This window comes from Paenibacillus silviterrae (genome assembly GCF_030167925.1).
GTDB lineage: Bacteria > Bacillota > Bacilli > Paenibacillales > NBRC-103111 > Paenibacillus_G > Paenibacillus_G silviterrae.
The window spans coordinates 4,482,052-4,495,436 of the sequence record NZ_JASKUT010000001.1; the positions used below are offsets into that span (position 1 = coordinate 4,482,052).

The 13,385-nt window shown below is 45.3% G+C and carries 13 protein-coding genes; 12 read left to right on the top strand and 1 reads right to left on the bottom strand.

Going from position 1 to position 13,385, the window contains the following annotated elements; genetic code table 11:
- Window positions 1–8 precede the first annotated feature (8 nt).
- The 8 genes from QMO62_RS20695 (at window position 9) to QMO62_RS20730 (ending at window position 8,333) form a co-directional block, all read left to right on the top strand.
- Entirely contained in the window at window positions 9–755 is a 747-nt protein-coding gene (locus tag QMO62_RS20695; protein ID WP_284643856.1) for a class I SAM-dependent methyltransferase, read from the top strand.
- A gap of 40 nt (window positions 756–795) precedes the next feature.
- On the top strand, window positions 796–1,524 hold the full coding sequence (locus QMO62_RS20700) for a sugar phosphate nucleotidyltransferase (RefSeq protein WP_284643859.1): 729 nt from the start codon (window positions 796–798) through the stop codon (window positions 1,522–1,524).
- A 4-nt stretch (window positions 1,525–1,528) separates the two neighbouring features.
- Window positions 1,529–2,542, top strand: a complete 1,014-nt coding sequence (rfbB, locus tag QMO62_RS20705) for a dTDP-glucose 4,6-dehydratase (RefSeq protein ID WP_284643861.1) — start codon at window positions 1,529–1,531, stop codon at window positions 2,540–2,542.
- 23 nt (window positions 2,543–2,565) lie between these two features.
- The gene (locus QMO62_RS20710; RefSeq protein WP_284643863.1) at window positions 2,566–3,357 is read left to right on the top strand and encodes a transketolase; all 792 of its coding nucleotides are present in this window, start codon (window positions 2,566–2,568) and stop codon (window positions 3,355–3,357) included.
- Entirely contained in the window at window positions 3,354–4,262 is a 909-nt protein-coding gene (locus QMO62_RS20715) for a transketolase family protein (protein WP_284643865.1), read from the top strand. The genes QMO62_RS20710 and QMO62_RS20715 overlap by 4 nt, the downstream gene beginning before the upstream one ends.
- Complete coding sequence (locus QMO62_RS20720) at window positions 4,259–6,214, top strand: NAD-dependent epimerase/dehydratase family protein (RefSeq protein WP_284643867.1); 1,956 nt, start codon at window positions 4,259–4,261, stop codon at window positions 6,212–6,214. The genes QMO62_RS20715 and QMO62_RS20720 overlap by 4 nt, the downstream gene beginning before the upstream one ends.
- A gap of 16 nt (window positions 6,215–6,230) precedes the next feature.
- A complete protein-coding gene (locus tag QMO62_RS20725) occupies window positions 6,231–7,133 on the top strand; it encodes a class I SAM-dependent methyltransferase (protein WP_284643869.1) in 903 nt (300 codons plus the stop codon).
- Between the two features lie 96 nt (window positions 7,134–7,229).
- Window positions 7,230–8,333, top strand: coding sequence for an outer membrane lipoprotein-sorting protein (locus QMO62_RS20730; protein WP_284643871.1), 1,104 nt, complete (start codon window positions 7,230–7,232; stop codon window positions 8,331–8,333).
- A gap of 142 nt (window positions 8,334–8,475) precedes the next feature.
- Here QMO62_RS20730 and QMO62_RS20735 read toward each other — a convergent pair whose 3' ends face one another.
- A complete protein-coding gene (locus QMO62_RS20735; protein ID WP_284643873.1) occupies window positions 8,476–8,772 on the bottom strand; it encodes a hypothetical protein in 297 nt (98 codons plus the stop codon).
- A gap of 196 nt (window positions 8,773–8,968) precedes the next feature.
- On the opposite strand from QMO62_RS20735, the gene alr reads away from it, so the two are divergent.
- From alr to QMO62_RS20755, 4 genes are all read left to right on the top strand, one after another.
- Window positions 8,969–10,135 (top strand): alanine racemase, encoded by a 1,167-nt coding sequence (gene alr / locus QMO62_RS20740; RefSeq protein ID WP_284643874.1) that lies wholly within the window; start codon window positions 8,969–8,971, stop codon window positions 10,133–10,135.
- A 228-nt stretch (window positions 10,136–10,363) separates the two neighbouring features.
- Window positions 10,364–10,645, top strand: a complete 282-nt coding sequence (locus QMO62_RS20745; protein WP_284644992.1) for a CopG family ribbon-helix-helix protein — start codon at window positions 10,364–10,366, stop codon at window positions 10,643–10,645.
- A 3-nt stretch (window positions 10,646–10,648) separates the two neighbouring features.
- The gene (locus QMO62_RS20750) at window positions 10,649–10,999 is read left to right on the top strand and encodes a type II toxin-antitoxin system PemK/MazF family toxin (RefSeq protein ID WP_269881020.1); all 351 of its coding nucleotides are present in this window, start codon (window positions 10,649–10,651) and stop codon (window positions 10,997–10,999) included.
- Window positions 11,000–11,079: 80 nt separating this feature from the next.
- Window positions 11,080–13,296, top strand: coding sequence for a Tex family protein (locus tag QMO62_RS20755; protein WP_284643879.1), 2,217 nt, complete (start codon window positions 11,080–11,082; stop codon window positions 13,294–13,296).
- Window positions 13,297–13,385: the final 89 nt, after the last annotated feature.

Sequence of the window (13,385 nt, forward strand, 5' to 3'; positions counted from 1 at the left end):
AGGCTTGTATGGAAGGGGAAAAGATGAAAGTGGTTCGGGAAAAAAATGTAGAACAATTTAATACTGATGTCTATTCAAATGGAGGATACCTCTATTCACAAACGGATAAATTATCTTGTCAGCTTGCAAACAGCAGATTAAGTCAAGCGGTTATGAGTATTTCGGATTTCCAAGGTAAGAAAGTGCTCGATATTGGCTGTGGCGATGGAAAATATACATTTGAATTGCTAAAGGGAAACCCTGTTTCCATTCTTGGAGTAGATGCTGCCAAGACCGCGATTGAACAGTGCGAGCAAGTAGCGAAGAAAAAAGGATTAACCAATGTAACGTTCAAAACAATTGATATATATAAGCTTGAAGAATTAGGCGAACAATTTGATATTGCAGTTATTAGGGGAGTGTTGCATCATTTACTGGACGCTCCCTCGGCTATAAAAAGTATTGCTAAGGTAACCGATGAGGTGATCGTGGTTGAACCTAATGGTTACAACCCTGTCCTCAAAGTCATTGAAAAAACGTCAAAATATCATATTGAGCATGAAGAAAAATCTTATTTCCCCCATCGACTGGACCAATGGTTTAATCAGGTGGGTGGAGTGGTCCAAAGCTCCAGATATTGTGGGTTAGTTCCTATGTTTTGTCCCGATATCATAGCCAAAACACTTAAAACGGTAGAACCGATAATCGAACGAACTCCAATAATAAATAAGTTAAGCTGCGCAGTTTATGTTCAACATATTAAAATTAGGGGATAACAAAGTCATTTTGAAAATATGCAGTCGGCGGAGGATTGGAATGAAAGGTATCATTCTAGCGGGAGGGCAAGGGACAAGACTTAGCCCTTTAACAGAAATAACAAATAAGCACCTGTTACCAATAGGTAAAGAACCGATGATCTGGCATGGAGTTAAACAACTTGTGTTGGCGGGTATTGAGGAAACTTTAGTTGTTACGTCGACCATTCACATGGGGCACATTGTAAATTCGTTGGGCTCAGGGAAGCGGTTCGGTTGCAAATTAACTTATAAGGTTCAAGACGAACCGCTAGGGATTGCACATGCACTTTCGTTAGCGGAGGATTTTGCAAATCAACAAAAAATCGTTGTTTTGCTAGGGGATAATATCTTTGAAAAGAGTATTAAACAGCACGTGGATGCCTTTCGTCAACAAGATAAAGGTGCGAGAGTTCTATTGAAAAAAGTAGGTGACCCTGAACGATTTGGAATCGCGGCGCTTGATGAGCAGCAAGTAATTTCCATAGAAGAGAAGCCAACTGAACCATCTAGCAATTTTGCTGTCGTAGGATGTTATATGTATGATAGCAAAGTCTTTGATTACATCAAGCAAATACCTCTTTCAGCACGTGGCGAGTTGGAAATCACCTCAGTAAATAATATATATATAAAGAAAAATGAATTAATGTATGGTATTGTGTCTGGAAAATGGATGGATGCGGGAACATTCGAATCAATGAAAAACGCTAATCAAATGATGCTTCAAGCCAATAACAAAATCATGGAGTGAAAATATGGGCAACATATGGCTTATAACCGGGGGAGCTGGTTTTATAGGAGCTAACTTCGTTGAACGTGCTTATCACTGTTATCCTGAGCTTCACTTTGTCATTTTGGATTCGTTAACATATGCTGGGGATACGTACAGAATTCGCGACTTATTGAATTCCAAACGAGTTACGTTCCAACATGGAGATATACGCGATACCAAATTCATTGAGCAATTACTAGAGAACTACGACGTAAGCACGATAGTACATTTTGCCGCTGAAAGTCATGTAGACCGGTCTATAGTAACTCCTTCCCAGTTTATTGAAACGAATGTTGAAGGTACTTATCATTTGCTGGAGGCAGCAAGAAAATATTGGGTAAACATGGATGGGAAAAAGTTTATCCATGTTTCTACAGACGAAGTCTATGGAAGTTTAGAAGGAGATATGCCTCCTTTTACCGAACAATCTACCTATCAACCCAATAGCCCTTATTCCGCCTCGAAGGCAGCCTCGGATCACTTGGTTAGGGCTTGGTTCAAAACGTATCAATTGCCAGCTATAATAACGCACTGTTCGAATAATTATGGTCCATGGCAGCACCCTGAAAAATTGATTCCAAGCATGATCATTAAATGTATAAATGGTCAGAAACTTCCTGTTTATGGAGACGGACTACAAATTAGAGACTGGATATATGTTATAGATCATTGCGACGCCTTATTATCAGTAATTGCCAAAGGTCAGGCGGGTGAGACCTATAACATTGGCGGCGACAACGAAATGACTAATATCGATGTAGTACAACGGATTTGCGACAAGGTGGATGAGTTAACTCAATTGCCTAAGGGGACCAGCAGCAAATTAATCGAACATGTGAAAGATAGACCGGGCCATGATCGTCGTTATGCGATTAGTAACCTTAAGATTAAGAATGAATTGTCATGGACTCCAAAGTACGATTTTAATTATTATTTGGATCTTACGATTCGCTGGTACTTAGAGAATGTTGCGTGGTACCGAAACTTAGAAAAATAACAATTGGTTGCAGGTGGTGTGAAATGGGTACTGCCTATTCGTATGATCGACTAAGAAGGAAAATAAAAGAAGCGAAATTACGATTACTTCAGATGCATTATTCTTGCCGAGTAGGCCATATCGGTGGAAACCTGTCGTGTTTGGATATATTAATGAGTTTGTATCATTCGGTATTGAGGGAGAAAGATTTATTCGTATTATCCAAAGGACACGCGGCTGGAGCGCTATATATCACTTTATGGACGGCTGGAAGAATTCCTGAGTATGAATTGGATACCTTCCATAAAGACGAGACTAGGCTAGGGGGCCATCCCACGTCATCACATTTTCCAGACATTTTGTTCTCTACAGGAAGTCTAGGGCATGGCTTATCATTGGCCGCGGGGCTTGCAATCGGAAAAGTGATAAAAAAGGAAGAAGGTACTGTGTATTGTTTGTTATCCGAAGGTGACTTGAACGAAGGCTCTACCTGGGAAGCTATCTTATTTGCAGTGCAGCAAAGACTGGACAACCTAACCATTATTATCGATGCTAACGGTTTACAGGGATTTGGCACGGTGTCTGAAGTATCCGGATTAATGAATTTACAAGAAAAATTGAGCAGTTTCGGTTTGAAAATAGTGGAAGCAGACGGTCACGATGTGACGCAGCTCCTACCCGCCATCTCGACTAAGGCGGAAAGGCCTGTATGTATTATCGCCCATACCGTTAAAGGTAAAGGGGTTTCATTCATGGAAAATCAAATGGAATGGCATTACTTACCTTTGAACGAAGAGTTGTACAGGCAAGCCAAAGAAGAGGTTGAGCGACTATGAGAAACGAGTTAAGTAAGGTATTGTGCACTTATTCCGACGAGGATTTCCTATTTATAACCGGTGATTTAGGGTTTATGACATTTGAGTCGCTCAAAGAAAAGCTTGGTTCCAGATTTATTAATGCAGGTGTAGCAGAACAAAATATGATTTCGGTATCCGCCGGAATGGCGAAAATGGGACTAAAACCATGGGTCTATAGTATCGGTCCTTTTGTATACGCAAGGCCCTTTGAGCAAATTCGAAACGATGTTGCTTTTCACAACTTATCTGTTAAAATAGTCGGCAATGGCGGTGGGTATGGATACGGTGCAATGGGAAGCACGCATCATTCGCTTGAGGATTATGGTATTCTATCCACTCTCCCTAACATGAAAATCTTTGTTCCCGCTTTTAATGCAGATATTCAGCCGATGGTGGAAAACTGTTTCTATAAACCGGGGCCAGTATATTTTCGATTAGGACGCTGTGAGCTTCCCAAAGAATATGCATTACCTCCGTATGCTTCTTGGAGAAAATTTCTTGACGGGACCGAAACGACGGTTTTGCTGGTGGGTCCTCTTGCAGGCGGTATTATTAATGCCATATTAAAAAGCCATGTTACAATACCGAATGTTTGGGTAGTTTCTGAATTGCCAATAACAGCTGAAAAAATTCCGCAATTATTTATGAGCGATTTGTTGTCATCTCAGCATCTACTCGTGATTGAAGAGCATACATTGCAAGGAAGTGTAGGCCAAGTTTTGGGATATTTCCTGTCCAAACAAGGAATTGCACCCAGGAAATTCACCCATTTGTATGCGAAGGGCTATCCGTCTAAATTAGCGGGGTCACAGCAATTTCATAGAGGTGAAAGCGGATTGCTTCCTGAGCAAGTTCTTTCGATCTTACAGGAGGACGCTCTATGACCATAGAGGAGCACGTTCTTAAAATAAAGGGACCTATTTTAATACTAGGCGCAAGCGGCTTTGTTGGTTCTAACATGCTAATGCATCTGTTGAAGTACAGGGAGGACGTTTACGGAACTACAAGAAAGAAGGACACTTGGAGATTACAGCAAATTGATCCTAGCCACATTGTTGAAGTCGATTTGAATATTGAAGCCAATATCGAACAAATAATTTCCCAATTAAAGCCGAAAACAGTAATCAATTTAATTGCCTACGGGGCTTACTCTTTTGAAAATGACGATGAGAAAATATATAAAACTAATTTTTTAATGGTGGAAAAGTTGGTGAGGGTACTTGAGAAGGAGCCAATATCCGTATTCTTGCATGCGGGAAGTTCCTCAGAGTACGGTGATAATAGTGCCGGACCGAGCGAAGAAGAGCCTTGTTACCCGAACAGTTCATATTCGGTTTCGAAATTATCGGCTGCCCATTTATTAATGTACTATGGAAAAAAGAAAGGGTTTCCTTGTGCCAATTTAAGACTATATTCAGTATATGGACCTTTTGAAGATTCCTCGAGATTGATTCCCCAAGTTGTCATCGAAGGAATGAACGGTAAATATCCGAATTTCGTGAATCCTCTTATATCAAGGGATTTTATTTATATAGACGATGTTATTAAAGCATTTATATTAGCCGCTGTGAACTTATCAAAAGAAAATTACGGAGAGAGTTTTAATATCGGTACCGGCCGTGAGACAACCATTGGAACAGTTGCGGAATTTGCAAAAAGTAAATTTGGCATTCCCATGGAACCGAATTTTAATATGCCCGATCGGAAATGGGATCGATCAAATTGGTATGCCAATCCTGATAAAGCAAATAAGTTGCTATCTTGGAAAGCCACCGTCACGTTTAACGAAGGATTGGATAAATTTATTGAATGGTATAAGAACTATTATCAATCGAACTATCGTTTCAATACGAAATTTGTAGAACCAAAAACCAAAAACTCTGTAAGTGTGATAGTTGCATGTTACAAAGATCAAGAAGCTATCCCCATCATGTACCAGAGATTAAAAACTATCTTTGAAAAGCTGCAAGTTGATTACGAAATTATTTTTGTGAATGACAATAGTCCGGACAATTCGGAAGACGTTATCGCAGGTATAAGTAACGCCGACCCAAGGGTTATAGGCATATCCCACTCACGTAATTTCGGTTCACAGGCTGCATTTAGAAGTGGTATGGAAATGGCAAGCAAGGATTCCTGTGTATTGATGGATGGCGATTTACAGGACCCGCCTGAACTACTGGAATCGTTCATTGCGAAGTGGCGCGAAGGTTATGATGTCGTTTTTGGACGCAGGGTCAAGCGCGAAGCGCCTTTTTACATGCAAGTGGCTTATAAATTCTTTTATCGAGTATTTGATTATTTTTCATATTTAGCGATTCCGCATGATGCGGGAGATTTCTGTTTGATGGATAAAAAAGTTGTGAAACATATGCTATCCTTCCAGGAAAGAGATTTGTTCTGGAGGGGGATAAGAGCGTTTATTGGTTTTAAACAAACAGGTGTAGATTATCTTCGTCCGGAAAGAATGTTCGGAAGATCTACAAATAACCTCAGAAGTAATATTAACTGGGCAAAAAAAGGCATATTGTCCTTTAGTCATACCCCATTAACCATATTAAGTTATACTGGATCTGTACTTTTATTGATAACTACGATTCTTTGCATTATACAGATTATCGGACGAATCCTTTTGCCTAGCTTGGTACCCCAAGGCGTTACTACGATACTATTATCAGTGTTATTTTTCGGATCTGTTAATTTATTTGCCATAGGAATTGTAGGGGAATACATTGCCAAAATTTTTGATGAAGTAAAAGGGCGGCCAGCTTTCATCCGAAAAAATATCATTTCTCATGGCGAAGTTATTCCTGTGGAACATACGGAGCCCAAGTAGAGGAGTCTTTGAACTAATGGTTATTTCAAGGTCCTGTCCTGTATGTGACAACGGCGAGAATTACGAATTATACGCCAAAGCGAACTATGATTTAAGTAAATTAGATGAGTTTGCTTTTGCTTCACGTAAGATGCCCGAATATATGCATTACAATTTAGTGAAATGTAACGAGTGTGACACTGTTTATGCCAATGAAATCATCCATGAAATTCTGAACCTGACAACATTGTACGAAGAAGCTGCATATGACAGTATGGAAGAAGCTTATTATGCAAGCAAAGCATATGCAAGATTGCTTCCAAAGGTGATGAAAAAGTTACCTGATTTCGAAGGGGCTCTGGATATAGGTACAGGGAACGGCTCTTTTTTGGAGGAGCTTTTGGAAGCAGGGTTTTCTAATGTTATGGGTGTGGAACCTTCATCGGCCCCCATTGCTTCTGCTAAAGAACATATCAAGCCATTAATTAAACCCAGCATATTTCTCAAAGAAATGTTTACGCCCGAAAGCTTGAGCCTCGTTACTTGTTTTCAAACATTAGAGCATTTGGATGATCCGTATTCCTTTTGTTTAGACTCGCATTCTCTATTAAAAAAAGACGGTGCTATAATGCTTGTAACTCACTCTCACAAAGCTCTATCAACAAGGGTACTGGGTGAGCGTTCACCGATCTTTGATATTGAGCATCTGCAATTATTTTCTCCAATAAGTTTAAAGTGTTTGTTAAAAAAAGCAGGATTTTGTGAAATTATAGTGAGTGGCATTACCAATTATTATCCATTTCATTATTGGTTCAAACTCGCTCCGATCCCTCAAGATTTCAAGGAAAAAATGTATTTAGGGCTAAAAAAGTCGAGAATAGGAAAAGTAACCTTTCCATTGCCTGCAGGCAATATTGTAGCAATTGGTTTTAAGCGCTAGAGTCATCAGTTTTATACAACTCGTCTGCATAATTGTCCAAGTCCCCACATAGACATGTTAACAGTTGATCTTAATATGTGGTGGAGGGATGTACAAATGCGGCGTTACACGTGGGTGGTGGCCCTGGTAATGTGCTTCAGCTTGGTACTTGCAGGCTGTGGTGTGGGCAAGAAGGATGCAGCGGGGGTAGTCAAGGATCTCGATGGAGTGATGAATAAGCTCCAAAGCTATCATGGAACCGGTACAATGGTACTTCATACGGGACAAGACCCGCAGGAATATGCGGTGGAGGTATGTTATGAGGCTCCGCACTTCTATAGAATCTCGCTGACGAATGAGAAGAAGGATATCACCCAGATTGTGTTGCGCAATGACGATGGCGTGTTTGTACTGACGCCTCATTTGAATAAGAGCTTCCGCTTCCAAAGTGACTGGCCGGAGAACCAAGGTCAAGTGTACCTGTACCAATCCCTCGCTCAGAGCATCCTGATGGACAATGAGCGCCAAATGACAGCTGATGAGAAGGCTTATGTATTCGATGTGGTTGCGAACTACCAGAACGGCTCTCTGGCCCGTCAGAAGGTGTGGCTGGACAAGAAGACCTACGCGCCGCAGCATGTAGAAGTAGCGGACGCTAACGGCAATGTGATGGTTATGATGAAGTTCAATGAGTTCGAATTTGGCGCTAAGTTCGATAAGGATCAGTTTGACATGCAGCGCAACATGACAAGCATGAGCATTCAGTCGCTTCCGACTATGGCGAACGCAGGTAGTGATAAACACAACCATAGCGCAACGGCGACTGGCAAAAATAGCGCTAACAATGGCACCGCGGCAGGCAAGACGGATGTAGCGAAGCAGCAGGAATTCGGAATTATCGAACCGAACTATATGCCAAGCGGTGTAAAGCTGCAGGATAAAACGATGATCAAGCTGGGCGAGGATCAAGGGGTTATGCTCCGCTATTCCGGGAAGTTCAACTATACGTTGGTGGAATCCCGTCCAACGACGCAAACGGTAACGTCGCTTCAAGGCAACGTGATTGACCTCGGGTTTACATTAGGGGTAGTAACAGGTGACTCCAAGAAGACGCTGACATGGACGTACGATGGGGTAGAGTTCCGACTCTCTACTGGCGATCTGCCGGAGACAGAAATGATTAAGGTGGCTCAAGCTGTACAAGGCGAAATGGGCAAATAATAGAAATAAGAGGAGTGTCTTGGACCTAGTGTTCGGGGCACTTCTTTTTTGAGAAAAGGAACCCTTGCGATTCGCTTCCTGCGCATGGTGCTTAGCGAATACATTGGTAAGGGCGCTAGATGTGTTGCAGCTTTAGTGTCTGCTACTTTTTCTCTTTAAGCATCTGAAGTTCGGTTTCCAGCCTCAAAATATTGCGATTCAGAACATCATCCGTGTACTCATGACGATGGAAGCGTTCATCGACTTCCTTGAAACGATCCGTTATCTCTTTGCGCAGCCCTTGCTGTCCTGCATTCAAAACCTGCAAATCCGTACGAACCTCAACCCGGAATTCTTGAAATTGATGCTCAAGTGATGTTACTCGTTCATTAAGTGAAGTCAATTGTCCATTCATTCCCCGCAGCTCTTCCAATATCTTCCCAAGAATCTGCTCGCTCATCGCGCATAACCTCCCTTCCACCGCGGTTTTGCCTTACTTCTACATTATAGAGCACGTCCACATCCCCGTAAATAGTACCGTTTTTGTCGTTGACAGCCATTTGGTATGGGATTAACATGGTTCTATTCCTATGCACATATAATGGGTATTGTGGGCTTCCTTAGATACCTCATAAGAACAAAGAAGGTGGACTAGAGTGGATTCATTTTACCGGCCGACGAGAGTGGAGATATCGCTCGATGCTCTGCGACATAATCTTGAGGCGTTTCGTAAGGCGCTTCCAGAGCATGTAAATATGATGGCGGTAGTGAAGGCGGATGCCTATGGTCACGGCGCGCTGGAGGTAAGCAAGGAGGCGCTGCGCTGCGGCGTTTCGTATATCGCGGTGGCTTTTCTCGATGAAGGGCTTGAGCTCCGTAGACTGGGAATTACAGCGCCGATTCTGGTGCTTGGATATACGCCTCCCGAAGGGCTTCAACCGGCCTGGGAGAACGACATTACAGTGAACATCTATACGGAGGAGCTGCTGAACGCGGCGCAGACCTTGAACACGCAGAACCGTCCGTTAAAAGTACATATGAAAATCGACTCCGGCATGAACCGTATCGGGGTCCCTTCGGAGGAAGAGGCGATCCGCCTCATCACCAAGGCATTAAGCATCCCTTCCATAGAGCTGGAGGGACTGTTTACTCACTACGCTTGTGCCGACGAAGAGGACAAAAGCTATACCGAGGCTCAGCATGAGCGATTTTCACGTGTAGTGGAGCATTTTCAGCAACAAAATATTACCTTCCGATATATCCACGCGGGCAACAGTGCAACGGCCATTGATATGCCGGACAAAACCTTCAATATGGTGCGTCTCGGGATTAGCATGTATGGCTTATACCCTTCGGAAGAGGTCAATCATCAGCAAATCCAGCTCGAGCCTGTGCTCAGCATTAAAACCGGCGTCGTGATGGTCAAACAGGTGCCGCCTGACGAAGGGGTCAGCTACGGAGCGATTTACCGGACGAAGCAGGAGGAGACCATTGCGACGCTACCGATCGGGTATGCCGATGGCTTTTCGCGGATGCTTACGGGCAAGGCGCAGGTGCTGGTACGAGGGCAGCGGGTCCCGATCGTTGGGAGAATTTGCATGGATCAATGTATGATGAATGTGACCGGTCTTGCCGATATTCCTATAGAGGAAGAAGTCGTCATTCTAGGCAGACAAGGGAAGGAGCGGATCACAGCAGAAGAACATGCCGAATGGCTTGGGACGATCAATTATGAGATCACCTGTATGATCTCGCACCGGGTGCCTAGAGTGTATGTCAGGGGCGGCCAAGTAGTATCCATTGTGAATCCGCTAATTCGCTGACCCGTTACACTGAAAGGGTTGGATGCATTTGGCAATGAAGTTTTTCCATGGGTTTGAAAGGATTTTTCACTTATTCCGCGAATATGTTCTATACATACTTTGTGGAGCGACGAAAGGTATAACATAATTGATATACCGCACGCATATACTCAATTTGTATAATTTTGCTGGAATTTTGCCATAATGATAGGTAATAGGCTTTGAATGTTGTTGGGGGTGCATGATAAGGTGGCCAATGCGCATAACACGAAACGGATCATGATCAGCCTGCCGGATAATCTGCTTCAGGAAGTGGATTATTTGGTGGAGAAGGAGAATTCCAATCGCAGCGAATTCATTCGTCAAGCGATGAAGCTCTATCTGGTGGAGCGGAAGAAGCGTCATCTGCGTGAATCGATGCAGCGCGGGTATATGGAAATGGCGAAGATCAACCTGCACATGGCCTCGGAGGCATTTCAGGCGGAGGAAGAAGCGGACCACACTCTTGACCGTTTGGTAAGCGGGGTGTAGCGAGTGATTGTCAAACGTGGCGATGTCTTTTTCGCGGATCTTTCACCGGTCGTTGGATCGGAGCAGGGCGGAATCCGTCCCGTTCTGATTATTCAGAATGATATCGGTAATCGTTTTAGTCCCACGGTGATTGTGGCGGCGATTACAGCACAGATCCAAAAGGCCAAGCTGCCTACGCATGTGGAGATTGAAGCGGAAGCGCACGGTTTTGACAGAGACTCTGTAATTCTTCTTGAGCAGATACGTACGATTGACAAGCAGCGTCTCACGGATAAAATCACGCACTTGGATGAAGAAACCATGCGTAAGGTGGATGAAGCTTTGCAAATCAGTGTTGGACTGATTGAATTTTGAGCATTTCATGCGAAGCGGGGGTCTGAAGCCCTCGTTTTTTATTTGCTGGGGCGTTTATTTGTTGAGGAGGAGTCGTGGGGATGGCGAAGGAGCAAGTGGTAGAGGGACAAGGCAGCCTGGAGCTGACGGAGGAGAAAAAAGCGGCGATCGCCGAGCGCATTCTAAAACAAATCGCGCAGGAGCTGCAGATTGCTGTAGGCCGGGTGAAGACGACGATCGGTCTGCTGGACGAAGGGAATACGATTCCTTTTATCGCGCGGTATCGGAAGGAAATGACAGGTGAGCTGGACGAAAATCAGCTTCGCGATATTGAAGAGCGGCTGGCGTACCTGCGGAACCTGGAGGATCGCAAGCTGGAGGTGCTCCGGCTGATCGATGAGCAGGGCAAGCTGTCGGACGAGCTGCGCGGATCGATTGAGCAGGCGGTGAAGCTGCAGGAAGTGGAAGACCTGTACCGTCCGTATCGCCAGAAGCGCAAAACAAGAGCCAGCGTAGCCAAGGAGAAAGGCTTGGAGCCTCTCTCGGTATGGATCCTGTCTCAGCCTCGGCAAGGCGACCTGCTTGCTGAGGCGCGCAAGTATGTGAACGAGGATAAGGGCGTAGCTGCTGCGGAGGACGCCGTGCAAGGCGCTATGGATATCCTCGCCGAACAAATGGCGGATGATGCCAAGGTACGGGCGTGGGTGCGTAAATATACATATGACAATGGTATTGTACGTACGGAGGCGAAGGATGCTTCCGCCGAAACGGTTTATGAGATGTACTACAGCTATCAGGAGCCGGTAAAAAAGCTGCCTCCCCATCGTATTCTTGCGATTAATCGCGGGGAGCGGGAGGATGTGCTGAAGGTGGCGCTGGACGTCCCAGCAGAACGGATACACGATTATATGGCGAAGCAGTATATCAAAGGCCCTTCAATCGTTAGGGATACGCTTTTTGCCGTCATTGAGGACTCTTATAAGCGATTGATTGCTCCGTCCGTCGAGCGGGAAGTGCGCGGAGAGATGACGGAGAAGGCCGAGGAGAAGGCGATCCAGATTTTTGCGGAAAATCTTCGCAATTTGCTGCTGCAGCCTCCTGTGAAGGGCAAGGTGGTTCTTGGCGTCGATCCGGCCTATCGGACAGGCTGTAAGCTTGCCGTAGTCGATGACACGGGCAAGATGCTGGAGATCGCGGTAACGTATCCTACGCCTCCGAACAATAAGGTAGCGGAAGCGAAGGCGAAGTTTAGGCAACTCATCGAAAAATACGGAGTAGAGCTCATTGTCATCGGAAACGGAACGGCATCGCGGGAGACGGAGCAGTTCGTGGCGGATTTGATCGGCGAGCTGAAGGGACGTCAGCTGCAGTACTTGATTGTAAGCGAAGCGGGGGCATCGGTGTACTCGGCTTCGAAGCTGGCGGCAGCAGAGTTCCCGGAGCTGGACGTAGCGGAACGCAGTGCGATCTCGATTGCACGGCGTCTGCAGGATCCGCTGGCAGAGCTGGTGAAGATCGAGCCGAAGGCTATTGGTGTCGGGCAGTACCAGCATGATGTGACGCAGAAGCGTCTCGATGAGAGCTTGACGTTCGTCGTTGAGTCTGCGGTAAACCATGTCGGCGTAGACGTAAACACCGCATCTCCCTCGCTGTTATCGTATGTGTCGGGAGTAAACAGCACGCTGGCCAAGAATATCGTCAAGTATCGTGAAGAGAACGGGAAGTTCACAAGCCGGATGCAGCTGCAAAAAGTACCTCGACTCGGTGCCAAAGCGTTCGAGCAGTGCGTAGGCTTTATGCGAATTTCGGAAGCGGGCAACCCGCTTGATAATACGCCGATTCACCCGGAATCCTATGACGTGGTGGACAAGCTGTTCCGCGAGCTCAAGCTGGAGCTGTCGCAGCTCGGCAGCACAGAGCTGAAGCAAATGCTGTCCGAGGTGCGCGTGGAGGAGCTGGCGCCGAAGCTGGGCGTAGGCGTGCCTACACTGCGCGACATTATCGACAGCCTGCAGCGTCCCGGACGCGATCCGCGGGAGGAGCTGCCGGCGCCGATTTTCCGGACAGATGTGCTGCAGCTTGAGGATTTGGCTCCAGGCATGGAGCTGAAGGGGACCGTGCGGAATGTGATCGATTTTGGCGCCTTCGTCGACATTGGTATCAAAAATGACGGGCTTGTCCACATTTCACAGCTGAGCAATTCCTTCGTCAAGCACCCGATGGATGTCGTATCCGTCGGGGATGTCGTGACCGTATGGGTGCTGAGCGTCGATGCCAAGAAGGGACGCGTCAGTTTGACGATGAAGAAGCCGCAGTAAAGTCCCCTAAACGGGAAATGAGCTGGGAAATGAATGAATCCATGCCCAGATAAGTAAAATAGAGCATAGGCCGGAAGCAAGGGTGCAGG